24 protein-coding genes are annotated in these 25932 nt (G+C 73.3%); 12 read left to right on the top strand and 12 right to left on the bottom strand.

Annotated features, from left to right (window positions below; genetic code table 11):
* The first annotated feature begins 186 nt into the window (after positions 1–186).
* Both NH2_RS09000 and NH2_RS08995 read left to right on the top strand, forming a co-directional pair.
* Complete coding sequence (locus NH2_RS09000) at positions 187–1356, top strand: glycosyltransferase family 4 protein (RefSeq protein ID WP_084505350.1); 1170 nt, start codon at positions 187–189, stop codon at positions 1354–1356.
* Positions 1353–3443 carry an amylo-alpha-1,6-glucosidase gene (locus NH2_RS08995; RefSeq protein ID WP_067651072.1) on the top strand — a complete coding sequence of 697 codons (2091 nt, stop codon included), beginning with the start codon at positions 1353–1355 and terminating at the stop codon, positions 3441–3443. Before NH2_RS09000 ends, NH2_RS08995 begins: the two co-directional genes overlap by 4 nt.
* Before the next feature lie 162 nt (positions 3444–3605).
* Here NH2_RS08995 and NH2_RS08990 read toward each other — a convergent pair whose 3' ends face one another.
* Positions 3606–4778 (bottom strand): AI-2E family transporter, encoded by a 1173-nt coding sequence (locus NH2_RS08990; protein WP_067651069.1) that lies wholly within the window; start codon positions 4776–4778, stop codon positions 3606–3608.
* Between the two features lie 283 nt (positions 4779–5061).
* Here NH2_RS08990 and NH2_RS08985 point away from each other — a divergent pair, with 283 nt between their 5' ends.
* Positions 5062–5817, top strand: coding sequence for a GAF and ANTAR domain-containing protein (locus NH2_RS08985; RefSeq protein WP_067651066.1), 756 nt, complete (start codon positions 5062–5064; stop codon positions 5815–5817).
* Between the two features lie 3 nt (positions 5818–5820).
* Here the strand turns inward: NH2_RS08985 and NH2_RS08980 are convergent, their stop codons facing one another.
* Complete coding sequence (locus tag NH2_RS08980; protein ID WP_084505349.1) at positions 5821–6552, bottom strand: PAS and ANTAR domain-containing protein; 732 nt, start codon at positions 6550–6552, stop codon at positions 5821–5823.
* 201 nt (positions 6553–6753) lie between these two features.
* Between NH2_RS08980 and NH2_RS08975 the strand changes: the two genes are divergently transcribed.
* Positions 6754–8115: a M20/M25/M40 family metallo-hydrolase gene (locus NH2_RS08975; RefSeq protein ID WP_067651063.1), complete on the top strand. Its 1362-nt coding sequence runs from the start codon at positions 6754–6756 to the stop codon at positions 8113–8115.
* A gap of 20 nt (positions 8116–8135) precedes the next feature.
* Positions 8136–8666, top strand: coding sequence for a YbhB/YbcL family Raf kinase inhibitor-like protein (locus NH2_RS08970; RefSeq protein ID WP_067651060.1), 531 nt, complete (start codon positions 8136–8138; stop codon positions 8664–8666).
* 47 nt (positions 8667–8713) lie between these two features.
* Here the strand turns inward: NH2_RS08970 and NH2_RS08965 are convergent, their stop codons facing one another.
* From NH2_RS08965 to NH2_RS08955, 3 genes are all read right to left on the bottom strand, one after another.
* A complete protein-coding gene (locus NH2_RS08965) occupies positions 8714–10543 on the bottom strand; it encodes an AMP-dependent synthetase/ligase (protein ID WP_067652487.1) in 1830 nt (609 codons plus the stop codon).
* A 154-nt stretch (positions 10544–10697) separates the two neighbouring features.
* On the bottom strand, positions 10698–11297 hold the full coding sequence (ribA, locus tag NH2_RS08960; RefSeq protein WP_067651058.1) for a GTP cyclohydrolase II RibA: 600 nt from the start codon (positions 11295–11297) through the stop codon (positions 10698–10700).
* Positions 11298–11346: 49 nt separating this feature from the next.
* Positions 11347–12849 carry a PfkB family carbohydrate kinase gene (locus NH2_RS08955; RefSeq protein WP_084505348.1) on the bottom strand — a complete coding sequence of 501 codons (1503 nt, stop codon included), beginning with the start codon at positions 12847–12849 and terminating at the stop codon, positions 11347–11349.
* Positions 12850–13128: 279 nt separating this feature from the next.
* Between NH2_RS08955 and NH2_RS29385 the strand changes: the two genes are divergently transcribed.
* Positions 13129–13581 (top strand): hypothetical protein, encoded by a 453-nt coding sequence (locus NH2_RS29385; RefSeq protein WP_174552812.1) that lies wholly within the window; start codon positions 13129–13131, stop codon positions 13579–13581.
* On the opposite strand, the gene NH2_RS08945 is transcribed toward NH2_RS29385, so the two are convergent.
* Genes NH2_RS08945 through NH2_RS08935 form a run of 3 tightly spaced genes read right to left on the bottom strand, consistent with a single transcriptional unit; the run spans position 13582 to position 15925 of the window.
* Positions 13582–14661: a quinone-dependent dihydroorotate dehydrogenase gene (locus tag NH2_RS08945; RefSeq protein ID WP_067651053.1), complete on the bottom strand. Its 1080-nt coding sequence runs from the start codon at positions 14659–14661 to the stop codon at positions 13582–13584.
* The gene (locus NH2_RS08940; RefSeq protein ID WP_067651050.1) at positions 14661–14915 is read right to left on the bottom strand and encodes a DUF5703 family protein; all 255 of its coding nucleotides are present in this window, start codon (positions 14913–14915) and stop codon (positions 14661–14663) included. Before NH2_RS08940 ends, NH2_RS08945 begins: the two co-directional genes overlap by 1 nt.
* The gene (locus NH2_RS08935) at positions 14915–15925 is read right to left on the bottom strand and encodes a YncE family protein (protein WP_067651047.1); all 1011 of its coding nucleotides are present in this window, start codon (positions 15923–15925) and stop codon (positions 14915–14917) included. The genes NH2_RS08940 and NH2_RS08935 overlap by 1 nt, the downstream gene beginning before the upstream one ends.
* 226 nt (positions 15926–16151) lie before the next feature.
* On the opposite strand from NH2_RS08935, the gene NH2_RS08930 reads away from it, so the two are divergent.
* Genes NH2_RS08930 through NH2_RS08920 form a run of 3 tightly spaced genes read left to right on the top strand, consistent with a single transcriptional unit; the run spans position 16152 to position 19182 of the window.
* Positions 16152–16508: a hypothetical protein gene (locus NH2_RS08930; protein ID WP_067651044.1), complete on the top strand. Its 357-nt coding sequence runs from the start codon at positions 16152–16154 to the stop codon at positions 16506–16508.
* 24 nt (positions 16509–16532) lie between these two features.
* Complete coding sequence (locus NH2_RS08925; protein ID WP_067652485.1) at positions 16533–17078, top strand: WKL family lipoprotein; 546 nt, start codon at positions 16533–16535, stop codon at positions 17076–17078.
* Positions 17079–17085: 7 nt separating this feature from the next.
* Positions 17086–19182, top strand: a complete 2097-nt coding sequence (locus tag NH2_RS08920) for an MMPL family transporter (RefSeq protein ID WP_067651040.1) — start codon at positions 17086–17088, stop codon at positions 19180–19182.
* Here NH2_RS08920 and NH2_RS08915 read toward each other — a convergent pair.
* The 4 genes from NH2_RS08915 to NH2_RS08900 form a co-directional block, all read right to left on the bottom strand.
* Positions 19145–20053, bottom strand: coding sequence for a heme ABC transporter ATP-binding protein (locus NH2_RS08915; protein WP_067651037.1), 909 nt, complete (start codon positions 20051–20053; stop codon positions 19145–19147). The genes NH2_RS08920 and NH2_RS08915 overlap by 38 nt on opposite strands.
* Positions 20050–21123 (bottom strand): FecCD family ABC transporter permease, encoded by a 1074-nt coding sequence (locus NH2_RS08910; protein ID WP_067652484.1) that lies wholly within the window; start codon positions 21121–21123, stop codon positions 20050–20052. The genes NH2_RS08915 and NH2_RS08910 overlap by 4 nt, the downstream gene beginning before the upstream one ends.
* A 32-nt stretch (positions 21124–21155) precedes the next feature.
* Positions 21156–22187, bottom strand: coding sequence for a heme/hemin ABC transporter substrate-binding protein (locus NH2_RS08905; protein WP_067651034.1), 1032 nt, complete (start codon positions 22185–22187; stop codon positions 21156–21158).
* A gap of 129 nt (positions 22188–22316) precedes the next feature.
* Positions 22317–23294, bottom strand: coding sequence for an aldo/keto reductase (locus NH2_RS08900; protein WP_067651031.1), 978 nt, complete (start codon positions 23292–23294; stop codon positions 22317–22319).
* 270 nt (positions 23295–23564) lie between these two features.
* On the opposite strand from NH2_RS08900, the gene NH2_RS08895 reads away from it, so the two are divergent.
* The 3 genes from NH2_RS08895 to NH2_RS08885 all read left to right on the top strand — a co-directional run bounded on the left by NH2_RS08895 (position 23565) and on the right by NH2_RS08885 (position 25792).
* Positions 23565–24314, top strand: a complete 750-nt coding sequence (locus tag NH2_RS08895; RefSeq protein WP_067651028.1) for a histidine phosphatase family protein — start codon at positions 23565–23567, stop codon at positions 24312–24314.
* Between the two features lie 89 nt (positions 24315–24403).
* Positions 24404–24991 carry a DUF3090 domain-containing protein gene (locus tag NH2_RS08890; protein WP_067651025.1) on the top strand — a complete coding sequence of 196 codons (588 nt, stop codon included), beginning with the start codon at positions 24404–24406 and terminating at the stop codon, positions 24989–24991.
* A 3-nt stretch (positions 24992–24994) separates the two neighbouring features.
* Complete coding sequence (locus NH2_RS08885) at positions 24995–25792, top strand: SCO1664 family protein (RefSeq protein ID WP_067651022.1); 798 nt, start codon at positions 24995–24997, stop codon at positions 25790–25792.
* Positions 25793–25932 lie beyond the last annotated feature (140 nt).

Below are 25932 nucleotides of genomic sequence, written 5' to 3'. Positions count from 1 at the left end.
ACCCGGGTAGTTGCCGAACCGTGGCCAGGTGTGCGCGCCGACACTCGCGGGCCGACGGCGCAAAACCGGTCGGCCCGGCGTCGCAGCGGTTACGGTGTCGCCCGATATCTCCTTCTCGCTCCACCGATCACGTCCGATCGCTCCCTTGCCGCGCGCGCCGGCGGCAACCCCGCACGAGGAGGCCCGATGAGCACGATGTCCGGAACACGCCAGGCTGCCGGGAGTTCGCCGATCCCGCTGACCCCGCCCGGCCTCCCGGAGGCCGAGGGACCGGACGGCGCCCCGCTGCACATCGCGCTCGTGGCCCCGCCCTACTACGAGGTGCCGCCGAGCGGCTACGGCGGCGTGGAGGCGGTGCTCGCCGACCTGGCCGACGCGCTGGTGGCGCGCGGGCACCGGGTGACGCTGCTCGGGGTCGGGCGCCCGGGCACCGGCGCCCGCTTCGTCGCGGTCTCCGACACCCCGGCCGCGGCCCGGCTCGGCGAGCCGTTCCCCGAGGTGGTGCACGCGCTGGCGGTGCGCCGCGCCATCGAGGCGCTGCACGCCGCCGACCCGGTCGACGTCATCCACGACCACACCTTCGCCGGCGCGCTGAACGCCCCCGCCTTCGCCCGGCTCGGCATCCCGCCGGTGATCACCGTGCACGGCTCGGTCGATTCCGAGCTCGCCGACTACTACCGCGAGATCGGCGACAGCGCCGCGCTGGTCGCCATCAGCGACCGGCAGCGCGCGCTCGCCCCGGACCTGAACTGGGTGGCGCGGGTGCACAACGCGCTGCGCCCGGCGGATTGGCCGTTCGAATCCGCCAAGGGCGACTACGCGCTGTTCCTCGGCCGCTTCTCCCCGGACAAGGGCCCCGACCTGGCGATCCGCGCCGCGCACGCGGCCGGGGTGCCGCTGGTGCTCGCGGCCAAGTGCAGCGAGCCGGGGGAGCGCCGCTACCTCGAGCAGACCGTGCGCCCGCTGCTCGGCCCGGACGACACCCTGGTCGGCGAGGCCGACGCCGGCACCAAGCGCAGGCTGCTGGCCGGGGCGCGCTGCCTGCTGTTCCCGGTGCGCTGGGAGGAGCCCTTCGGCATGGTGCTGATCGAGGCGCTGGCCTGCGGCACCCCGGTGGTGGCGCTGCGCGCGGGCGCGGTGCCCGAGATCGTCACGCACGGGGTGACCGGCATGATCGCCGACGACCCGGCCGAGCTGCCCGCCGCGCTGCACCGGGTGACCGCGCTCGACCCGCGCGACTGCCGCCGCGACGCCGAGACCCGCTTCGGGGTGGAGCGGCTCGCGGCCGGGTACGAGCAGGCCTACCGCGCCGTGCTCGCCCGCCGCGCGCCGGTCGGGGCCGGAGGCCGCGCATGACCGATCCGCAGACCCTGCCGCACCGCAGTGAGCTGCCCTTCGACACCAGCCCGCAGACGGTGACGCTGGTGGAGGCGACCACCTTCTGCGCCTCGGACCCGCGCGGCGATATCGGCGGCGCCGCGGCCGGGCTCTACTACCGCGACACCCGGCTGCTGTCGCGCTGGGAGCTGCTGGCCGACGGCCACCCGGCCGAGCAGCTCGCGCTGGACATGCCGGAGCCGGACGAGGCCAGGTTCGTGCTACGGGTGCCGCCGCGCGCCGGGCTGGCCGACAGCACGCTGCTGATCGAGCGGCGCAGGCTGGTCGGGGAGGGGCTGGCCGAGACCGTCACGGTGCGCAACCTGGGCCACGAGGACACCGTGCTCGGCCTCGTACTGCATGCCGACGCCGACTTCGCCGGGCTGCTCGCGGTGAAACAGGGGCGCGCGCACCGGGTTCCGGTAACGGCGACCCCGGCCGAGCACGAGCTGCTGCTGCACGACCAGAGCGGCACCGGGCACGGGGTAGCGGTGCGCGCCGACGGCCCGGCCCCGGTGATCGTGCCGGGGCAGCTGCGGTGGCAGGCGGTGGTGCCCGCGCAGGGCGAGTGGGAGGTCCGGCTGCTGGTGCAGCCGATCAGCGGCCACCGCCGGGTGGAGGTGACCTGCGTCGACCGCTGCGCCGAGCACCCCGCCCGGCACTGGCGCGCCACCCCGACCGCGCTCACCGCGAGCGCACCCGCGCTGGATCTGGTGCTGCGCCGCGCCGACACCGACCTGGGCGCGCTGCGCATCGACGACTCCGCGGCGGGCGCGGGGTACGTGGCGGCGGGCGCGCCCTGGTTCATGACGCTGTTCGGCCGCGACAGCCTGCTCACCTCGTGGATGACGCTGCCGCTCGACCACGGGCTCGCGCTGTCCACGCTGCGCGAGCTGGCCGCGACCCAGGGCACCCGGGTGGACGCCTTCACCGAGGAGCAGCCGGGCCGGATCATGCACGAGCTACGCCACGGCGGCCGGGACTGGCACGACGCCCTCACCTACGGCTCGGTGGACGCCACCCCGCTGTTCGTGGTGCTGCTGGCCGAGGCGCGGCGCTGGGGCGCCCCCGACGAGGAGGTGGAGGCGCTGCTGCCCGCGGCGGACGCGGCGCTGCGCTGGATCACCGAGTACGGCGACCGGGACGGCGACGGCTTCGTGGAGTACCGGCGGCTCTCGGATCAGGGGCCGGTGAACCAGGGCTGGAAGGGCAGCTTCGACGCGGTCACCGACGCCAGGGGCCGCCCGGCCGGGCCGTCGATCGCGCTGGCCGAGGTGCAGGGGTACGTGTACGCGGCGTACCTGGCGCGCGCGGAGCTGGCGGCGGCGTTCGGCGACACCCGCACCGCCACCGCGATGCCGGCCGCGGCGGAGGAGCTGCGGGCCCGCTTCGACGAGGCGTTCTGGATTCCCAAGCACGGCTGGTACGCCTTCGGCCTGGACGGCGACAAGCAGCAGATCGACGCGCTGACCAGCAATGCCGCCCAGTGCCTGTGGACCGGGATCGTGGCCGACGAGCGCGCCGAGGAGGTCATCGAGCGGCTGGCGGACCCCGGCATGAACAGCGGGTTCGGGCTGCGCACGCTGGCCGACGGAATGGGCGCCTACAACCCGATGAGCTACCACAACGGCTCGATCTGGCCGCACGACACCGCGATCGCGGTGGCGGGGCTGGCCCGCTACCGGCACGTGAGCGGGGCCGCGGAGCTGGCGGAGTCGCTGGCGGCGGGGCTGCTCGATGCCGCGGAGCGCTTCGGCGGGCGGCTGCCCGAGCTGTTCTGCGGGTTCCCGCGCGAGCGGTTCGACCCGCCGATCCCGTACCCGGCGGCGTGCGCGCCGCAGGCGCTGGCCAGCGCGGCCCCGCTGCTGCTGATCCGTGCCCTGCTCGGCCTCGAGCCCGACTTGCCGCGCCGCACCCTGCTGCTCACCCCGCGGCTGCCCGCCGCCTGGGGCGAGGTGCGCCTCACCGACCTGCGCCTGGGCGAGGCGAGCGTGCACGTCGTCGCCCGCGGCGACACCGCCCGGGTCGAGGGGCTACCCGCGGGCTGGCACCTCGACATCCGCTGAAGCCGGGCCGGTGAAGCCGGGCCGGTGAAGCCGGGCCGGTCCGGGGTCGCGCCCGCCTCGCTGTCCGGTGGCCGCGGCGCAGGCACCGCAGGTGCGAGCCGTGGCCGCCGGACAGCGAGGCCCCGAAGGGCGCGACCCCCGTCGTGCCGGAGGCACGACCGACTACTCGGCCTCCGGTTTCCCGGCCCGGGAGGGGTTGTTCTCGGTGGCCTCGGGGGCGGGTTCGGTGACGACGTCGATCTGCTCGCCGATGTAGCGCACCACCACCGCGACGATCGCGGCGACCGGCACCGCGAGGAACGCCCCGACGATCCCGTAGAGCGACCCGCCCGCGGTGACCGCGAGCAGCACCACGACGGCGTGCAGCTTCATGCTGCGGCTCTGCAGCACCGGCTGCAGCACGTTCCCCTCGAGCTGCTGCACCGCGATGATGATGCCGAGCACGATGAGCGCGGTGGTGAAGCCGTTGCCGACCAGCGCGACCAGCACCGCCAGCGCCCCGGCGACGAAGGCCCCGACCACCGGCACGAACCCGCCGATGAAGGTGATCACCGCGAGCACCATGGCCAGCGGGACCCCCAGGATCACCAGCCCGGCCCCGATGAAGATGGCGTCGATCAGGCTGACCAGCGCCTGGGTGCGGATGAAGCCGCCGAGCGTGACCCACATCCGGTTGAGGACCTCTTCGACGTGGCGCCCGCTGCGGCTGCCGAGCAGCAGGTGCAGCCAGGGCAGGAACCGCGGCCCGTCCTTGATGAAGAAGAACACCAGCACCAGCACCAGGAAGATGCCGATGAGCGCGGAGGTGGCGGTGGTGACGCCGGTGAAGACCCCGCCGGCGATCTGCTCGGCGCTGGATTGCAGCCGCTGCACGATGGCGTCGACCGCCGTGTCGAGCTGTTCGTCGCGGACCCGCAGCGGCGGGCCGCGCAGCCAGTCGCGCACCTGGTTGACGCCCTCGGTGGACTTGTCGGCCAGGTCGGGAGATTGGTCGACGACCGAGGGGACGATCAGCGCGATCACCCCGGCCAGCGCGCCGATGAAGCCGAGCAGCGAGAGGCCGGCGGCCAGCGCGGGGCGCAGCCCGTGGTTGACCATCCAGCGGGTCGGCGGCCAGAGCACGGTGGCCACCACGATGGCCATCGCGACCGGCAGCAGGATGACCCACAGCTTGGCGATGATGTTGCCGAGTACCCAGGCCCCCGCGGCGACCGCGACCAGGCACAGCGACCACTTGGCCAGCCAGAGGAACCCGTCGCCGATCACCTCGCCCCGGTCGGGGGCCCTGCCCGGCTTTGGCTTGGTGCCGTGCTCGACGGCGTCGTCCGCGCTCACGCGGTCAGTTTCGCACGGCGGGGCGCGAAGCGCGCCGGGCCGGGTTGGGTTGTCCGATCACGGCTTCCGCGATTCCCGCTGCGGGTGCGGGCAAACGTGGCGGCCCCGGTGGAATGGGCAGGCGCGCATCACGTTCCGTCCGGTGTGTGCCGCGCCACGCCGGGCCGGTGCTTCGGATTCCGACGGGATTGACGGAAAGATTGCCGGGCAATCTCGAATCACGGCCGGGCGCTGACCCGGCGCCGGGCCCGCGGGCCAGGTGGATCTGGAAGGAGTGGGAGGAATGGCGCGCCGGGAAGCGGAGTTGGTGGCGGCATTCGTCCGTCTGGCGGACACGCTCGTGGACGATTACGACCCGATGGACCTGGTCCAGTACCTGCTCGACCGTGCCGTCGAGCTGCTGCCGCCCGCCGACAACGGCGCGGTGCTGCTGGTGGACGAGCACGGCGAGCTGCAGGTCTTCGCCTCGACCGACGAGACGGCGCGCTGGCTGGAGCTGCTGCAGGTGCAGTCGCGCAACGGCCCGTGCCTGGAGTCCTACCGGACCGCCGAGCGGGTCGTCACCGAGGATCTGCGCCGTGACGAGCAGCGCTGGCCGGAGTTCGCGCCGAGCGCCTACGAGCAGGGGCTGCGCTCGGTGTACGCGCTGCCGATGCGGCTGCGCGACGAGCGCCTCGGCGCGATGAACCTGTTCAGCTCCGAGACCGGCACCCACCTGTCCGACGACGATCTCGCGGTCGGCCAGGCGCTGGCCGATATCGCCACCATCGCGCTGCTGCGGGCCAGGCAGCTGGCCGACACCAGGACGGTGAACAACCAGCTGCAGCACGCGCTGCAGTCCCGGATCGTGATCGAGCAGGCCAAGGGCGTGCTCTCGGCGCAGGGCGAGCTGCACCCGGAGACGGCGTTCGCCGCGCTGCGCGGCTACGCCCGCCACCACCGGCGCCGGCTGCCCGAGCTCTCGCGCGAGGTGGTGGAGCGCTCGGTGGACGCCGCCGCGGTGCTCGCCTTCGCCGCGGCCCGCGCCGGCGAGCCGTAGCGGTCAGGGCTCGGGGTGCCCGTCGTCGCCGGCGCGTTCGTGCACGGTGAGCAGCAGGTGGTCGAACCTGGTGCGCAGCTGCACGTCCGCGTCGGCGGTCGCGGTGAGCTCGGCGATGAGCCGGGCGGCGAGCGTGCGCAGCTTGACGTTGGTCTCCTGCGAGCGCCAGGCGAGCACCCGGAAGGCCTGGTCGGCGCTGATCCCGTAGACCAGCATCATGGCGCCCTTGACCTGTTCGATGGCGGCGCGGGATTCGTAGAGCTCGGGCAGCACCCCGTCCAGGGTGGCCTTGCGGCTCTCGGCGAAGGTGTCGGTGACGTCGATGTAGTAGCCGCTGGTGCCGAGCACGGCGCCGTCGTCGCCGATCATGTAGTCGCCGACGACGAGCACGTGCCGCACCGCGCCCGCCCGGTCGACGATGCGGTGGCTGCTGCAGAACGGCTCGCCGGTGTCGACGGTCCGGGCGATGGTGGCGGCCACCTGGTCGCGATCCTCGGGGTGTTTGTGCGAGAGCAGCAGCTCGGTGGTGGCCTGCACGGTGCCCTCGGCGTAGCCGTGCATGGCGGCGACCTCGTCGGACCATTCCCAGCGCTGGTCGGCGAGCCAGAACCGGAACCCGCCTGCCGCCTGCCTGCGGCCGCCCGCGAGCAGATCGGCGCCGCCGGGCAGCCCGTCCTCGTCGGGCACCCGCAGCGCGGCGCCGAGCACGACGGCATCACTGTTCGCCTGGTCCATACCCCTACCTCTTCCGACGAAATATTCTTCGCCGCAGGCCACCGGGGTCTGGGGTGGCGCGTGACTGCGACCAGGATACTGAATTCCGGTGCCGGGCGGGTCGCGGGGGCGCCCGTGTTGATCTTGAAACCGGCCGGTACTTCCGATCGGGCCGATCGCACCGGCGGCAGCCCGCCGGTTCCTGATGGTAGGAAAGGGAACGTGTCCGCAACTGGCGAAGCATCCGGTACCCGTCCCGACTCCAGCGCCGTCGCCGAGGTCGTCGATCTGGTCAGCGCGCTGATCCGATTCGACACCTCGAACACCGGCGAGCCGGCGACCACCAAGGGCGAGGCCGAGTGTGCCCGGTGGGTGATCGAGCAGCTCGAGGAGGTCGGCTACCCGACCGAGTACGTGGAGTCCGGCGCGCCCGGCCGCGGCAATGTCTTCGCCCGGCTGCCCGGCGCCGACCCCGCGCGCGGCGCGCTGCTGATCCACGGCCACCTGGACGTGGTGCCCGCCGAGGCCGCCGACTGGAGCGTGCACCCGTTCTCCGGCGCCATCCGGGACGGCTACGTGTGGGGCCGCGGCGCGATCGACATGAAGGACATGGTCGGCATGTCGCTCGCGCTGGCGCGGCAGTTCCGCCGGGAGGGCACGGTGCCGCCGCGCGATATCGTCTTCGCCTTCCTGGCCGACGAGGAGAACGGCGGCAAGTGGGGCTCGCAGTGGCTGGTGAAGCACCGCCCCGATCTGTTCGAGGGCATCACCGAGGCGGTCGGCGAGGTCGGCGGCTTCTCGCTCACGGTGCCGCGCCGGGACGGCACCGAGCGCCGCCTCTACCTGGTGGAGACCGCGGAGAAGGGGCTGGGCTGGATGCGGTTGCGCGCCAAGGCGCGCGCCGGGCACGGCTCGTTCCTGCACGAGGACAACGCGGTGACCATCCTGGCCAGGGCGGTGGCGCGGCTGGGCACGCACACCTTCCCGCTGGTGGTCTCGGATTCGGTGGCGGAGTTCCTGGCGGCGGTATCGGAGGAGAGCGGGCTGGAGTTCGATCCGGCGGGCCCCGATATCGAGGGCAGGCTGGCCAAGCTGGGCACGATCTCCCGGATCATCGGCGCCACCCTGCGCGACACCGCCAACCCGACCATGCTCTCGGCCGGGTACAAGGCGAACGTGATCCCGCAGACCGCGGAGGCGGTGGTGGACTGCCGGGTGGTGCCCGGCCGCCTGGCCGAGTTCGAGCGCGAGGTGGACGAGCTGATCGGCCCGGATGTGGAGCGCGAGTGGATCACCGAGCTCGACTCCTACGAGACCACCTTCGACGGGCACCTGGTCGACGCCATGAACGCCGCGGTGCTGGCGCACGACCCGAACGGGCGCACGGTGCCCTACATGCTCTCCGGCGGCACCGACGCCAAGGCCTTCGCCGAGCTCGGGATCCGCTGCTTCGGTTTCGCGCCGCTGCGGCTGCCGCCGGAGCTGGATTTCACCGCGCTGTTCCACGGCGTGGACGAGCGGGTGCCGGTGGAATCGCTCGAATTCGGCACCCGGGTACTGGAACACTTCCTGCTGCACAGCTGAACCGAACCGAGAGAGGACCCATGAGCCACAACCCGTACGACGCGCTGCCCGATGTCCCGTCCTTCACCGTCACCTCCGACGACATCGCCGACGGCGAGAAGTTCGGCAACGACCAGGTGAGCGGGGTGTTCGGCGCGGGCGGCCGGGATATCTCGCCGCAGCTGTCGTGGTCCGGTTTTCCCGAGGGCACCAAGAGTTTCGCCGTCACCGTCTACGACCCGGACGCCCCGACCGCGTCCGGGTTCTGGCACTGGGCCGTCGCCGACATCCCGGCGGGCACCACCTCGCTCCCGACGGGCGCGGGCAGCGGCGAGGAGGGCGGGGCGCTCCCCTCCGGGGCGATCACGCTGCGCAACGACGCCGGCTTCGCCGGGTACGTGGGCGCGGCCCCGCCCGAGGGGCACGGCCCGCACCGCTACTTCGTCGTGGTGCACGCGGTGGATGTGGAGAGCCTGGGCGTGCCGCCGGAGGCGAGCCCGGCGTTCCTCGGGTTCAACCTGTTCAGCCACACCCTGGCGCGCGCCACCCTGGTCGCGACCTACGAGCAGTAGCTCTTTCGGTGGAAACGGCCCCGGACTCGATGTCCGGGGCCGTCCTCCTAGACCGCGATCACGCGCCCGCCCGCCTCCGGGCCGTAGAGCGCGGTGATCTCGGCGGCGTAGGACTCGGCGATCGGGACCCGCTTGAGCGACATCTTCGGGGTGAGCTCCTCGCCGCCGGGCTCCCAGACCCGGTCGACGACGGTGAAGCGCTTGATCTGCTCGACCCGCGACAACTTCGTGTTCCCCGCGGCGACCGCGGCGCGCAGTTCGTCGACGATCTCGGTGCGGGCGACCAGCGCGGGCAGCTCCTCGCCGGTGGCCTCGAGGTCCTTGGCGCGCAGCGCGAGCACGTCGGGGTCGACCATGATCAGGGCGGTGATGTAGGGCCTGGCGTCGCCGATGGCGACGATCTGCCCGACCAGCGAGCTGGCGGCCTTGACCGCGTTCTCGATGGCGGAGGGGGCGATGTTCTTGCCCGCCTCGTTGATGATGAGTTCCTTCTTGCGGTCGATGATGCGCAGGTAGCCGTCGTCGCCGAGGCTGCCGACGTCGCCGGTGTGCAGCCAGCCGTCGGGATCGATGGCCTCGGCGGTCTTGTCCGGCATATTGCGGTAGCCGCGGGTGACGATCGGCCCCCGGATCAGCACCTCCCCGTCCTCGGCCAGTTTCAGCTCGACCCCGTCGACGGGCCGCCCGACCGAGCCCGGGCGCGGGTTGTCCAGGTCGGTGAAGGTGCCGACGCCGGTGGTCTCCGACATGCCCCACACCTCGCTCACCACGAACCCGAGCCCCAGGTAGTACTCCAGGGTCTCCGGCGGGATGGGCGCCGCGCCGGAGGAGGCGACGCGCAGCTGGTCGAGCCCGAGCGCGGCGCGCAGCTTGGACAGCACCAGCTTGTCGGCGAGCGCGTGCTGCGCCCTGAGCACCGGCGATCGCCCCCTACCGGCGAGATCGGCACGCGCGGCGGCGATCCCGGTCTTGACGGCCCAGTCCGCCAGCCCGCGCTTGACCGGGCTCGGCTCGGCCGCGAGCTTGCCCTCCACCCCGGCCTTGATCTTCTGCCACACCCGCGGCACGCCGAAGAACGTGGTGGGCCGGGCGTCGGGCAGTGCGGCGGCGATCTCCCTCGGGTCCGGCACGGTGGTGATCTGCACGCCGGTGAGCAGGCTGATGGCGTGCCCGGAGATGCGGTCGGCGACGTGCGCGGCGGGCAGGTAGGAGACCGCGCGGTCGTCGAAGCCGACCTTCAGCGGCCCGCTGAGCAGCGCGATGATCTGGGCCAGCACATTGCGGTGGCTGATCTCCACGCCCTTGGAGGGCCCGGTGGTGCCGGAGGTGTAGATGAGGGTGGCCAGGTCGTCCGCGCGCACCGCCCGCCAGCTCGCCTCGAAATCGAAGTCCGCCCCGGGGTTCGCCTCCAGGTCGGCGAGGGTGAGCGCGCCGGTGGCGGGCCCGTCGACCACGATCAGGTGCTCGACCGGGGTCTCCACCTGCGCGATCACCGGCAGGAACGCCTGCTCGGTGACGACGACCCGGTTCCCCGCATTGCCGAACTGATGCGCGATCTGCTCCGCCGAGCTGGTGTTGTACACCGAGAACGGCGTCGCCCCCAGGTGCAGCGCCGCGGTGTCGACCAGGTTGAACTCGGGCCGGTTGGTGAGCATGATCCCGACGGTGTCGCCGTGCCCGACGCCGAGGTTCGCGAGCCCGGCCGCCAGCGCCTCGACCCGCTCCGCGTACTGCCTCCAGGTGATCTCCTGCGTCCCCCCGACCGTGCGCAGCGCCACCTGATCCGGGCGCAGCCGCACCGTTTCCTGGAACGCGGCGGGCACGGTGTAGACGGTGGCGCCCGACTCGTGGGCGAATCCGATGTCCGGTGTAGTCATGTCGTTGTCCCGATCGTCGAGCGTGGCCACACGCAGCCCCTGACAGACTGGGGTTGATCTTATGTCACCGTGTCAGGGTTCAGGGTGCGCGGGAGTGGTGTGGGTCACGTCGATCGTAGCGGGGAGGGGGTCCGGGTCGCCCGGATTCGGGTTTCTACTCGGGGAGCAGGTGTCCGCGCCTGATCCGCTTGGCCGCGAGGTACCGGCGGGCCTCCTCCGATTGCGGCTCGGTGTGCAGCGGAACGACATCGACCTCGATATCGGCTTCCCGCAGCGCGGCGACCTTGTCCGGATTGTTCGTCATCAGCCGGACCCGGTCCAGCCCCAGCGCCGCGAGCGCGTTCGCGGCGGCTTTGTAGTCCCGCAGGTCCTCGTTGAGCCCCAGGCGGTGATAACTCTCGAAGGTGTCGAGCCCGTCGCGCTGGCCCAGCCCCAGCCCGCGTGCCTTCATCGACAGCCCGGCCCCCCGGCCTTCCTGTTCCAGATAGACGAGCACCCCGGCCCCCTCGGCCTGGATGAGGTCCATGGCGGCCTCGAGTTCCGGCCCGCAGTCGCAGTCCTGGAAGCCGAGCACCTCGCCGTACAGGCAGCGGGAGTGCAGCCGGACGAGGCAGCCGTTGGTGGCGTTGCCGAAGATCAGGAGATGGCCCCCGTTGATGGCGTCCGATAGTTCTATGACCTGGACGTTCAGCTCGCTCCCCTTGCGCGGGCTCCGATGTGCGGCCTCGGGCCGATCACACGCGGTCGATGTCAATGCTTCCTCCGAAGCGGTCTGGGATCGTGCATGGCGGGGCAAACGTACATCATGGGTGGCCGCCCGGCGGGTCGGCGATCCGATCAATCGCCTCCTGGCTCGGCATGGCCTCGGGGACGTCACCCGCGAAGGACTGCGTGGCGGCCATCGCGCCACAGATCCAGTGGAAGTCGGGCTCGCCGCCGGTATGCACCCACTGGTGCGCGAGCGCGCCGCAGAAAGCGGCGTGCGCGCCGGGTGCGTCGTCCATCGCGGCGAGCCGGGGCCGGGGAATGTCTACCGTGCCGTGCTTGCCGCGCAGCTGGCAGCTGAAGCCCTCGATCGCGCAGACGGTGCCGACTCCGAGGGCGAGCAGCTTGGGCGCGGTCTCGTCGTCGAACACGCGCAATGCCTGCTCGGGGGTGTACGGGGTGGCGGAGACCAGGCGGCTGAGCTGCCAGGTGCTCCCGACGACGTACTCGATCCCGTCGAGGAACTGGTAGAGCGAGGCGGGCTGCTCGTGCGGCGGAGCGGCCTGTAGCACCCGCGTGGGGGGCCGCGGGGCTTCCCGCAGGATCGACAGCGCCTGCTCCACGACGGGCAGCGGTGATTCGAGGGTCATGATCACCACGTCGGAGCTGACCAGCGTCGCGGCCACCTCGGGGTCGAGCAGGTCCTGCTCGGTGAACTGGATCTGATGGCCCATGGGGCTGATCACGCTGGTGCCGCCGCCGGGGGTGACGATGAGCGCGGCCACGTCGGTGTCGGCGTCCCGGACGATCTTCATCATCGAGGTGTCGACGCCCTCGCGTTCGAGCAGGGCCAAGAGGTGGCGCCCGGCATCGTCGCCGCCGACGGCAGCGAGCAGCCTGGTGTTCATACCGAGCCTCGAAGCGGCGACCGCCCGGTTGAGCCCCTTGCCACCGAGACGTCGTTCGAAGCGCCCACTCGCCGTGCCGCCTGCCACCGGGAGCCCGTCCACGCGGTAGAGGTGGTCGACGACCGCGTTGCCGAGGACCGTGACCGTGCCGGTGGCGCCGAATCGGTCGGCGATTTCGTCTGCGTGCCGCGACACCCGCGCCGACGAGTATTTCCGGCTGCTGGCCGGGTCGTCGACCAAAGCCGCGGCGAGGGCGGTGAACGCCCGTCTTTCCGGTGAGGATCGCAGGGTGCGGACGCTCGGGGCCGGTGGCGGGGGCGCGGCGCCGAGCACGGTGTGCAGCAAGGCCCACGCCTGCGAGAGGTACTCGCGCCGCTCGCCGAGATCGCCCGCGTAGAGCCGGCCGGTGTCCACCTCGGCGTCGGCGATCAGCCCGAGCGCCAGCGCGGCGTCGACGACGAGCCGGTCGGTGGGTGGGAGTTGTTGCGCCACTTCGCGAACGACCGGCAGCACCGCTTCGGCGGAGTCCACTCTCGTGCGGCGCGCGCGTGCGCGAATAGCGGGCAATTCCAGCAGGGGCGAGACATCGATTTCGGTGGTACGCACCCGCTCGGCACTGAGCCCCGACCGCTTCCCGAGCCGGGTCAGAATTTGCCGGACAGCGATGACCTGCCCGTCCAGCGGCCCGCTCACGGCCTCACCTCCCGCTACCGCTCCAAACTACCGCGCCATTTGCCAGAGTGCGTCCGCCCGATGACATCTGATAGGTCGCAGATTGGCATACTCGCCGGAATATCCCCCCGCACAGCGGGATTGCTGGTCGTCCACCCGCCCTGACATCAGGTTTACCCCAATGTTCACATGTCAATTCCCATGACTCGATGGCAATTGACCGCTTTCAGCGGCAACTGTCACACTGAAATCGGCTCCTCCCGTCGGGGAAGAGGCCCGAGGGGCCGGTGAGGAGGGATCATGCCAATCCACATCACCGACTCGCGGATGACGAGTGATGTCTCCCCGGAGTACGCGTTCCGGGTGGATTTCGGGGGCCGGAAGCCGTGGCGGCTGAGCTGGTGGCGGGATCGTCCGCTCACCGCGGATCAGGCGCGGGCGGGAATGGAATTGGACGAGCTGGTGTCGGACCCGGCGCTGGTCGATGATCCGATGGCGTTCGCGCTGATGCAGGAGCGGGCGCACCGCGTCGGACTGGTATTCGCCCAGGCGGTGCTGCTGCTGGCCAAGGCGATGGCGGCGCGGGCGGTGCACGGCGTGGTGGAGATCGCGCCGGGTGAACCTGCCGAGGGGGCGCGGGGTGGCGATACCGGGATTCCGCGGCGCCCGCGGGCGCACGGCCCGAGCCACGGGCTGGAGTACTTCACCGACCGGTGCAGGCCGCACACCGAGCCGCCGGTGGTGTTCCCGTGATCAGGCCGGGTCGAGGTGCTTCGCGCCGACGGCCTCGGCCAGTTCCCGATATCCACCGGCACGCAACCGCGCGGCGATCCCGCGGTGGATGCGCCGCGCCCAGAACGGCCCCCCGTAGATGAACCCGGTGTACCCCTGCAACAGGCTCGCCCCGGCGAGAATCCGCTCCCACGCCTGATCCACGGTCTCGATCCCGCCGACCGAGACCAGTACCAGCCGGCCGCCGACCCGGCGGTGCAGCCGGCGCAGCACCTCGAGCGACCGGTCGGCGACGGGCGGCCCGGAGAGCCCACCGGCCCCGCACGCCTCGACCTCGGCGACCGGCGTCCGCAACCCGTCGCGCTTGATGGTCGTATTGGTGGCCACGATCCCCGCCAGCCCGAGTTCGAGGGCGAGGTCGGCGACGGCGTCGATGTCGTCGTCGGAGAGGTCGGGCGCGATCTTGACCAGCACCGGGACGGTGACCTCGTCGAGCACGGCGCGCAGCAGCGGGCGCAGGGCCTCGACGGCTTGCAGATCGCGCAGGCCGGGGGTGTTGGGGGAGCTGACGTTGACGACGACGAAGTCGGCGTGCGGGCCGAGCAGGGCGGCGCTGGTGGCGTAGTCGGTGGCGGCCTCGTCGGCGGGGGTGGCTTTGGTCTTGCCGATATTGGCGCCGATGGGGACGCCGCCGGGGCGGCGGGTGCGCAGCCGCACCGCCGCCGCGGCGGCGCCCTCGTTGTTGAAGCCCATGCGGTTGACGAGGGCGCGGTCGGCGGGCAGCCGGAACAGCCGGGGGGCGGGGTTGCCGGGCTGGGCGTGCGCGGTGACGGTGCCGATCTCGGCGAAGCCGAAGCCGAGCGGGGCCCAGGCGTGCACGCCGTCGGCGTTCTTGTCGAAGCCCGCGGCGAGGCCGAGCGGGGCCGGGAAGTCCACGCCGAAGACGGTGCTGCGCAGGATCGGGTCGGGCCCGGCGAGCACCTTCGCCAGGGCCGCGCGCAGGGGCGGGACCCGGGCGGCCCAGCGCATGAGGGCGAAGGCGGTGTGGTGGGCCCGCTCCGGCGGAAGCAGGAACATCAGGCGCAGCAGCAGGCCGTACATCAGATCCCCGGTTCGGATTCGGGTAGCGCGGCGTTGCGTCGCCTGCGCAGCAGCACGCGGCGGCTGCCGTCGGTGTAGGCGCGGACCCGGGACAGCTCCCAGCCGCCGTACTCGGCCTGGATGGCGAGGCGCATGGACGCGGTGACCCGGGTGACCTCGGGTGGCAGCCGCAGTGGCACGTACTCGTAGTCGTCGCCGCTGGTCTCCCAGCCCGCGGGGAGCGCGGTTCGCGAACTCCGATGCTTCGGCGCCATCACTGACCTCTCTTCCGATCCGTCGCGGCGATCCGCTGGACGCCGTCGCCGGCGGCCGATGCCACGAACAGGTCGCCGGTGCGCGCGTCGACGGCGAGCGCGTCCGGCTGCCGGACCGTCGGACGACGGTCCACTTCCACCGGTATCCCGGTGCCGAGGTCGAACCCGACGACCTCGTTGCTCTGCGTGCACGACACCCAGACGGTGTCCGACATGGCGTCGTAGGCGAGTGCGTAGGGCGAGGAGCCTACCGGGAACCGCTGCCGCAGCACGAGCGGCGCGGTGGTGTAGACCAGCAGTTCTCCGTGGTCGGTGTCGGTGACGAGGACCCGGCCGAGCGGGTCGGCGAGCAGGGTGGTCGCGCCGTCGCCGGCGCGCAGCCCGAGCCCGAGCCGGTCGGCGCCGGTGTCGAGTTCGGCGATCATGCTCTGGCGGCGATCGAGCACGGTGATCTGCCCGCCGACGACGGCGAGCGCGTCGGCCGAGACCAGCCCGTCCGCGGTGGCGCGGACGGCGCCGTCGGGACCGATGGTGCGGATCGCGCCGTCGCCGGTGCCGACGACGAGGGTGTCCTCCGGGCCGGGCGCCACGCTGCGCACGTCGCCGTCGACCCGGACCTCGCTGCTCGCACCGGTGCCGAGCGCGACCCGCACGACGGCGCCCGGCACGGCGGCGAGTACCTCGCCGGGCCGTCCGGGGACGAGCGCGGCGGCGGCACCGGGCAGGGTGAGGGTGCGGGCGACGGCGACCGGCTCGGCGCCGGGGTCGAGCACGTCGAGCCGGGTGCCCGCGGCGGCGGCGAGCAGCCCGCTGCCCGGGTCGGCGGCGAGCAGCGGGTAGGTGGCCCCGGGGAGCGCGGTGCGCCCGGCGGGCGGGACGGCGGGGGCAGGCGCGGCGGCGGGGGTGGCGGGTGCCCTGGTGGGGACGTCGGGGCCGGAGCCGTCCGCGGAGCAGCCGGTGAGCAATGCCAGCGCCACCAGCCCCGCCGCCAGTGAACCAACCGGACGCATCCGCCGCACTCCCTTTCCACCGCTCACCCGCGACACCGCCCCGGCCCGATCACGGCCCGGGGCGAAACGCCCGCCCCGCCGGGGCCGACATACGAGCAGACCGCATCGACCCATGATGACGCAACATCGCTGCGCCGGATGAAACCCCGCCCGGCCGCGACGGTGTTTCGGCCGTTCGCCCCGGGGTTACCGTGAAGGTGACCACCACCGACCCAGGGAGACCCGGTTGCCGCCCGACCGATCATCCGGCTTCGCCGTCGACGACCTCACCGTCGGCCCGTACGCGCACGGCTTCGGCAGCACCGCCGATGGGCACCCCTTCGCGTTCCGGACCGTCCGGTCCACTCTCTTCGTGGAAATATACCGGCACGACGCCGACCTGGAGGTTCCCGGCCCCGAGGACGTGGTCGCGGTCGCCGACACCCCGGTCACCGACATCGACCTCGACGACCCGCGCAGCGTCACCGCGCTGGTGCGCGACCTGCTGCCCACCGCCGTCCCGGCCCGGGGCACGGCGGCGGGGGAGCCGACGATCGTGCGCGCCCTTCTGGGACGGCTGGGGGCCGTCATCGACGGCCGCTGACCGCATACGGTATCCCTGTAGGTGATGCTTCCCACACCGCTGCACCCCATCCGCCGCGCGCTCGGCACCGCGCTGGCCGCCGCCGCCGTGTTCACCCTCACAGCCTGCGGAGACGGGGTGGACGAGAACGCCGTGGCCGCCGCCCGCTCCTCGGCGAACGCCGCGGTCACCTCCTCGATCGCGGCGAGTTCGTCGGCGGTGGCGAACCGGCACATCCCGACCGCGGCCGAGCTCGACGCCAGGATCAAGAGCGCCCTCGACCCCGCGCTGCCCGACGCCGAGCGCACGAACCTGATCGAGGACGGCGCCGCCTTCCGCGACGCCATCCCGGACATGTACCGGGCGCTGCAGGACAATCCGCGCGCCGTGTACGGGGTCACCGACCCGGTCTTCGACAACCGCGACGGCACCCTGACCGCCACCCTGCGCCTGGACAAGGACGGGACGGGCAGCAATATCCGCACCACCGTCGTGCACTTCGTGTACCTGGACGACCAGTGGAAGATCTCGCGCACCGACCTGTGCGGGATCCTGCGCTCGGCCGACTACCGCACCCCCGCCTGCGGCTGAGGCGCGCGTGCTGCACTCCGGCTCCCTGCGCTGGGGCAGGTTCGTCCACCGGCACCGCGTCGTGGTGCTCGCGCTGTGTGTGTTCGCGGTGCTCGTCACCGGCTGGTACGGCCGCGACCTCGGCGACCACCTGACCCAGGAGGGCTGGTTCGACGAGAGCAGCGAATCGGTGGCCGGGTCGAAGATCGCCGACGACACCTTCGGCCGCGACACCGACAGCGACCTGATCCTGCTCTTCACCGCCCCCGCGGGCAGCACCGTGGACGATCCGGCGGTGCGCGGCCCGGTCACCGCCGCGCTCACCGCACTGCGCGAACAGCACGCCGACCGGGTCGCGAAGATCGACAGCTACTGGGACAGTCCGTTCGCCGCCTCCGCCACCGACGAATCCCGCACCGTCGCCTTCGCCGTGGTGGGGCTGCGCGAGCAGGGCACCGAGGCGATCGAGAACTTCCTCGCGCTCAAGCCCGCGCTCGGCGCGAACGGCGACGGCACCGGCCCCGGCGGCACCACCGTGCAGCTGGCCGGGCTGCAACCGGTGGTCGAGGGCATCAACACCGGCATGCAGGACGATATCCGCCGCGCCGAGGTGATCGCGCTGCCACTCGTGGCGATCCTGCTGTACTTCGTCTTCGGCGGCATCGTCGGCGCGCTGCTGCCGGTGCTGATCGGCGGCATGACCATCCTGGCCGGACAGGGCGTGATGCGCGGGCTCACCGGCTACATCGACGTCAACGTCTTCGCCGGGGCGGTGGTCACCCTGGTCTCGCTCGGGCTCGCCATCGACTACGGGCTCTTCGCGGTGACCCGGTTCCGGGAGGAGCTCGCCGCGGGCCGCGCGGTCGAGGACGCGGTGGCCAGGACCGTGGCGACCGCGGGGCGCACCGTGCTGTTCTCGGCGCTGATCGTCGCGATCAGCCTGGGCGCGCTGTTCATCTACCCGAACGGGGTGCTGCGCTCGGTGCCCTACGGCGGCATCTCCTCGGTGCTGATCGCGGCCGTGCTCTCGGTGACGGCGCTGCCCGCGCTGCTCGGCATCGTCGGGCACCGCATCGACCTGTGGGGCTGGAAGCGGTTCTCCCGGGGCAGGACCGACGCCGAGATCGACGCCGGGTTCTTCGCCCGGCTGGCCCGGTTCGCCATGCGCCGCCCGTGGCTGGTGATCGTGCCGGTGCTGCTCGCTATCGCGCTGCTCAGCTCCCCGTTCCGGCACATCGAGTTCGGCGGGCTCAGCGAACGCTACCTCGACCACGACCACCCGGCCCGGGTGGCGCAGGAACGCTTCGACGAGCTCTTCCCCGGACTGCGGCTGGAGCCGGTGAAGCTCGTCGTGGTCGGCGCCGACCCGCAGCAGCTCGCCGACATCCGGTGGGCCGCCAACCAGGTCCCCGGGCTCACCGGCCGCTTCGAACCCGCCGCCGCCACCCGCGACGGGGTGAACGTGCTCAGCGCCGGGCTGCGCGAGGACCGCGACGCCGACCGGGTGGTGCGCGCGCTGCGCGAGATCCCGCAACCGGACGGGGTCCGGATGTATGTGGCCGGAGTGCCCGCGCTGGAACGCGACAGCATCAACGGGCTGCTGGCCGGGCTGCCGTGGCTGCTGCTGATCCTGGTCAGCGCGTCGCTGGCGCTGATGTACGTGGCGTTCCGGTCGCTGGTGCTCGCGGTGAAGGCGGTGGCGATGAGCGCGCTCAGCCTCGCCTCCACGCTCGGGCTGCTGACCTGGATGTTCGTCCAGGGGCACGGGTCGGAGCTGCTGCGCTTCACCCCGGGGCCGCTCATGTTCGCGGCGCTGGTGCTGATCGTCTGCGTGATCTTCGGGCTCTCCACCGACTACGAGGTGTTCCTGCAGTCCCGGATGGCGGAGGCGCGGGCGGCCGGCGCGGACCCGCCCGAGGCCATTCGCTACGGGATCGCGCACACCGGCGGGGTGATCACCTCGGCGGCGGCGATCCTGATCGTGGTGACCGGGGCGTTCGGCTTCTCCGACCTGGTGCTCATGAAGTACATCGCATACGGCATGATCGCCGCGCTGGTGCTGGACGCGACCGTCATCCGCATGCTGCTCACCCCGGCGGTGCTGAAGCTGGTGTGGCGGCGCTGACCCGGCGCACCGGCAGCACGAGCTGCGCGCCGGTGACCGGGTGGTCGATGACCTCGACCGGGTGCCGGTAGACGGCGCTGAGCAGTCCGGTGGTCAGGACCGCGCGCGGGGCGCCGTCGGCGGCCACCCGGCCGCGATCCAGGACCGCGACCCGGTCGGCGTAGGCGGCGGCGATGCCGAGGTCGTGGACCACGATCACGACGGCGGCGCCGTCGCGGGCGCGGTCGCGGGCCAGGCCGAGCACGGCTTCCTGGTGGCCGAGGTCGAGGGCGGCGGTGGGTTCGTCGAGCAGCAGGGTCGCGGTGTCCTGGGCGAGGACGCGGGCCAGGGCGACGCGGGCGCGTTCCCCGCCGGAGAGCGTGGGGAAGGGGCGTGCGGCGAGGTGGGTGACGTCGGCGGCGGCCAGGGCGGCGTCGATGGCTGTCTCGTCGTCGTGGTCGCGGTCGGTGCCCGCCCAGGGAGCGCGGCCCATCGCCACCACCTCGCGGGCGGTGAAGGGGAAGCCGACGGTGTGGCTCTGGGGGAGAACCGCGCGGCGGCGGGCCATGTCCAGGGCCGACCAGGCGGTGACCGGGCGGCCGTCGAGTTCGACCGCGCCGGTGCTGGCGGGCAGTTCACCCGCCAGCGCGGCCAGCAGGGTCGACTTCCCGGCGCCGTTCGGGCCGACCAGGGCGACGACCTCGCCGGTGGCGACCTCGAAGTCGACGGTCGTCAGGACTTCTCGCCTGCCGCGGGCGACGGTGACACCGCGGGCGCGCAGGGTGACCGCGCCCCGTTCCAGGGGCTCGGGGGGAGCGGCACCGCGGCCGAATATCCGGCGCCGACGCGGGCCGCCGACCGGTGCGCCTGCCCGCTCGGCAGCGGCGCTCATGCCCACCCTCCCGAGCGGGCGCGGGTGCGGCGCAGCAGCCAGAAGAAGAAGGGCCCGCCGACGAGGGAGGTGAGCATGCCGAGCGGGAGGTCGGCATTTGTGACCAGGGTGCGGGCGCCGACATCGGCGGCGAGCAGCACCACCGCGCCGAAGACGGCGCTGAGCGGGATCAGCACCCGGTGCGCGGGGCCGACGAGCATGCGCACCACGTGCGGGACGACCAGCCCGACGAACATGATGATCCCGGTGAACGCCACCCCGGCGGTGGCGAGCAGCGCGACCACCGCGATCACGATCGCCCGCAACCGCTCGACATCGACCCCGAGGTGCCTGGCCACCGATTCGCCGAGCGCGAGCAGGTCCAGTCTCCGCGCCACCAGGACCGCGGCCCCGATCCCGAGCGTGGTCAGGGTGGCGACGATGCCGACCGCGTCCCAGGTGGCGCCGTTGAGGCTGCCCAGCTGCCAGAACACGATCTGGTCGCGCGCGGCGGGCTGCGCCACGAACAGCAGGAAGGCGAGCAGCCCACCGGCGAAGGCATTGATCGCGACGCCGGTGAGGACCAGCGTCACCACCTCGGTGCGCCCGCCCGAGCGGGCCAGCAGGTACACCAGCATGGTGGTCGCCAGCCCCGCCGCGAAGGCGGCCGCCGCCACCGACCAGGCCGCGACGAACGCGCCACCCACCACGATCACCGTGCCCGCGCCGACCGCGGCACCCGCCGAGACACCGATCACGCCGGGCTCGGCGAGCGGGTTGGCGAACACGCCCTGCAGCAGCGCGCCCGCGGTGGCGAGCGCGGCGCCGACGAACGCGGCCAGCAGCACCCGCGGGAACCGCACCTCCCACAGCGTGACCTCGCCCGCCGGGTGGGCCGGGAGCGGGCCCAGCTCGAGGCCGAGGCGGTGCAGGACACTGCCCGCCACCTCGGCCGGCGTGGTCGGCACCTGGCCGAGGGTGGCCGAGAGCAGCGCGAGCGCGATCAGCGCGGCGACCGCCACGATCGACACGGCCGCGATCCGGGAGACACCGCGGCTGCGCGGGGCGACCGGGGCGGGGGAGTGCGGCATGAGCGTCGCCGGATCGGCGCCGGAGGTCCGGCTCATGCGCCGTAGACGGCATCGCTGAGCGCCGCGACGACCCGCCCGGTGTTCGGCCCGAAGGACAGCAGCACCGCATCGGACATGTCCACCACCCGCCGGTCCCTCCCGGCCGGGGTCTGGGCGATGCCCGGCACCTTCGCGAGCCCGTCCAGCCCGCCGACCGATTGCAGCCCGTCGGTCATGACCAGGATGACGTCGGGCGCGGCATTGATCATGCCCTCGCTGGTGATGGCGGTGAACGGCTCGCTCACCCCGGCCGCGGTCCCGGCATCGACCCCGCCGATGGCGGCGATGAGCGCGTCCGCGCCGGACCCGGGCCCGGCGATCATGGTGATGGCGGTGGAGCGCAGGTACAGGAAGGCGATGCGCAGCGGCGGGTCCTGCTCCGGCACGGCGGCGGTGGCGGCGGCGATCTCGTCGCGGGTGCGCTGGGCCAGCTGCGCGCCCCGGTCGGGGACGCCGAGCGCGGCGGCGACCGCCTCGATCTGCGGCACCACCCCGTCCATGGTGCGCTGCGGGTCGAAGTAGACGACGGCGAGCCCGGCCGCGCGCAGCTGCTCGCGCACGGCCGGGGCGGCGCTGGTGGTGTCGGTGAGGAACACCGTCGGCCGCAGCGCGAGAATGGACTCCACATTGAGCGAGCCGCTGCCGCCGGTCACGTTCGGCACGTCGCGCACCGCGGGGAAGGCGGCCGCGGTGCTGCGCCCGACCAGGTTGGCGCCGAGCCCGAGCGCCCACACCGTCTGCGCCAGCGTGCCGTAGCGGTCGGCGGCCACGATGCGGTCCGCGGAGCCGACGGTGACCTCGGTGCCGTCGAAGGAGCGCACGGTCACCGGCAGCGCGGGGGCGGGCGGCGGGGTGAGCGGCACCGGGTCCAGGTCGGTGAGCGCGGCCGTCGCCGGGCCGCGCTGCCCGCCGCTCGCCCCGGTCCCGGTGTCCCCGCAGGCGGTGAGCCCGGCCGCCAGGATCACCGCGAGCACCGCGAGCACGGCACGGATTCCCCCGGAACGAACACCACCGCCACACCTCATGCCGCCCAGGCTAGCGGGGCGCCCGCACCGTGCGGGCCGCACGGTCGGTGCCGGACGACACCAGTCCCCGCCGGGGCTGTCGGGCAGCCCGCTCACCGGAACCGGCGCGCCGCCCGCCCCGCGGGCGGACTACTCGTGCCCGGTCTCCGGGCGCGCGCTCACGTCGTCGAGCGCGGCGGCGATGGCCCGCGGCAACTCCAGCGTCTCGGCGGCGAGCACCCCGGTGAGCTGCCCGATATCGCGCGCCCCGACGATCATGCTCGCCACCCCCGGCCGATCCCGGATCCAGGCCAGCGCCACCGCCAGCGGTGAGGTGCCGAGCCCGTCGGCGGCGGTGACCAGCGCGTCCACCACGCGGTTGGCGCGCTCGTCGAGCCGGTGCGTGATCTCGTCGGCGGTCGCCTCGTCCGCCCCGCGCGAATCGGCGGGCACCCCGTCGCGGTACTTGCCGGTCAGGATCCCGCCCGCGAGCGGAGTCGCCGCGATCAGCCCGGTCCCGTGGTGCCGCGCCGCGGGCAGCAGATCCTCCTCCGCGCCCCGCGCGAGCAGCGAGTACGGGTGCTGCGCGGCCACCACCGGGGTCAGCGCGGCCAGCGACGCCAGCTGCCAGGCGCTGAACCCGCGCACCCCCACGTAGCGGGCCTTCCCGGCGCGCACCGCGTGCTCGAGCGTGCCCGCGACCTCGTCCAGCGGGGTGTAGGGGTCCCACTCGCCGACGCTCCACAGATCCAGGTGGTCGGTGCCGAGCTCGCGCAACGTCCGGTCCAGTTGCGCCAGCAGCCCGCGCCGGGAGGCGTCGACGGCGGGGCGCACCGGCTCCGGCAGCGCGGGCCCGGCCTCGGCCGCGGACATCGGGACCACCCCGGAGCAGCCGCTGAGCACCAGATCGTCGCGGTTGACGAGATCGCCGAGCAGCTCGGCGAGCACCCGCTGCGCGCCGCCGGCCGCGTAGCCGGGGGAGGTGTCGACCAGGGTGCCGCCCACGTCCAGGAACGCCGTCATCTGCACCGCCGCCTCGTCGGCGCCGGTACGGTCGCCCCACGTGTGGGTGGCCAGGCCCATCCGGGACACCCGCAGCCCGCTGCGGCCGACCGTCCGCTGTTCCATTACCGCGTCCACGCTCTCGTCACGGCGCCAAGCCTAAGCCGTCAGCACCGCGGGAGAGCCAAGCCGGCACCGCGCCGTCCCACACAGTGCCGCCCCCGCCTCCGCGCCGGGCCCGGACAGCGGCCTGTACTGTCGCTGCGTGATCACGGCGGGCCGGCGAGCCCAACTGTCGGTTCGGAACGGATATTTCGGACAGCCGCGGCGGGCGGTCGCGGCCGGCGCCCGCCGCGACCGGGGCGGCGCGAACGCCCCGCGCACTAGGCTGACCCCATGACGGTCATCCTGCTGCGCCACGGCGTCTCCACCTCGAACACCGCGCGCACGCTCGCCGGACGCAGCACCGGCGTCGAACTCACCGAGCGCGGCGCCGAGCAGGCCGCCGCGGTCGCCGACCGGCTCGGCGGGCTCCCCATCCGGCACATCGCGCACTCCCCGCTGCTGCGCTGCCAGCGCACCGTCGGCCCGCTCGCCCAGCGGCTCGGGCTCGAACCCGAGTACGACGACCGGCTGCTCGAGGTCGACTACGGCGACTGGACCGGCCGCCCGATCAGCGAACTCCTGGAGGAGCCGCTCTGGTCGGTCGTGCAGCGGCACGCCTCCGGCGCGGTCTTCCCCAACGGCGAGGGGCTGGCCGACGTGCAGCGCCGCGCGGTCACCGCGATCCGCGACATCGACCGCCGCCTCGCCGACGCCAATGAGGGCGCCGACGTGCTCTGGGTCGCCTGCACGCACGGCGACGTGATCAAGTCGGTGCTGGCCGACGCGCTCGGCATCCACCTCGACGGCTTCCAGCGCATCGTGGTCGAGCCGGCCTCGATCAGCGTGATCCGCTACTCCCCGCACGCCCCCTACGTCTGGCGGCTCAACGACACCGGCGCCGACCTGTCCGCGCTCGCCGCCGCGCCGCCCGCCGGCCCCGCCAAGGCCGGGGCGCCCGCTCCCGGCCCGGTCCCCGGCGGTGAGGTGACGCCGGGCCCGGTCGCGGATAATGGGAATGCGGAGCGCCGCGATCCGTTGTAGAGACGTCACACGGGGCCCCCGGCTCGCCCCGGCGTCTGGAAAACGCCACGCCGGGTAGTCGAGAGGGTCAGGGTTCGAGGAGGGTGCAGATGGCACGAGCAATCCACGTATTTCGCACCCCCGATCGCTTCGTCGCCGGGACCGTCGGTGAACCGGGTGATCGCGCGTTCTATCTCCAGGCCGTGCAGGATCCGCGGGTCGTCAGCGTGCTGCTGGAGAAGCAGCAGGTCAAGGTGCTGGCCGATCGGATGGGGCTGCTGCTGGACGAGGTCGCGCGCCGGTTCGGCGCCGAGGTGCCGCCGCAGGCCGAAGCCGTCGGGGACACCGATCCGCTGGTCACCCCGGTGGACGCGGAGTTCCGGGTCGGCACCATGGGGCTCGGCTGGGACGCCGACGCAGGCGCGGTGGTGGTCGAGCTGCTCGCCATCACCGAGACCGAGGTCGACGAATCGGTCGTGCTCGACGACACCGAGGAGGGCCCGGACGCGGTCCGGGTATTCCTCACCCCCGTCCAGGCCCGCGAGTTCGCGCTGCGCTCCACCAAGGTGATCGCCGCCGGGCGCCCGCCCTGCCCGCTCTGCGGGGAGCCGCTCTCCCCGGGCGGGCACATGTGCGTGCGCACCAACGGCTACAAGCGCGGCGACATCTTCGGCGCCGCCGACCTGGAAGAGGAGTGACCCGTGCCCGGCGGTGACGACCCGCTGTTCCGGGCGGGCGACCTGGCGGTGCTCGGCCGGATCAGCACCGCCAGCAACCTCACCCTGGTCTGCGACATCGCCACCGCCGACCCGAGCACCCCGCTGCGCGTGGTCTACAAACCGATCCGCGGCGAACAACCGCTCTGGGACTTCCCCGACGGCACCCTCGCCGGCCGCGAGGTCGCCACCTACCGGATCGCCGAGACCCTCGGCTGGCACACCGTGCCCGAGACCATCCTGCGCGACGGCCCCTTCGGCCCCGGCATGGTGCAGCGCTGGATCGACACCACCGACCACGCCGACACCCTCGACCTCGTCGACCTCACCCCCGCCGGTGTCGTCCCCGACGGCTTCCGCGAGGTGCTGCGCGCCGTCGACCCCGCAGGCACCGAGGTCTCGCTGGTGCACTCCGAGGACGCCCGGCTGCGCCGCCTCGCCGTGCTCGACGTCATCGTCAACAACGCCGACCGCAAGGGCGGGCACGCGCTCGACGGCGCCGACGGCACCGTCTACGGCGTCGACCACGGCATCTGCCTGCACGCCGAGAACAAGCTCCGCACGGTGCTGTGGGGATGGGCGGGCGAGCCGATCCCGGAGGAGTTGCTGCCCGCCATCACCGGGCTGGTCAAGGAGATCGGCGGCGACCTCGCCGACGAGCTCGCCGAGCACCTCACCGACACCGAGATCACCGCGCTCGCCGACCGTGCCCGCCGGTTGCTCGACGACCCCGTCATGCCGCTCCCCGACACCGCGCGCCCCATTCCCTGGCCCGCGTTCTGACCCGCCCCGCCGCCCCGCTCCGCCCGGGTGCGGCGAATCTCCCGGACGCCAACGGTTGACTTCACCGGGGCGCCGCCCCGCCGCAGGTCGGCCCCGCCGCCCCGGGTGCGGCGAGGGCGCCTGCCAGCGGGGCGCGGCAC

It is taken from the genome of Nocardia harenae NBRC 108248 (genome assembly GCF_001612885.1).
Classification (GTDB): domain Bacteria; phylum Actinomycetota; class Actinomycetes; order Mycobacteriales; family Mycobacteriaceae; genus Nocardia; species Nocardia harenae.
This window is presented reverse-complemented; position numbering and strand designations above follow the sequence as displayed.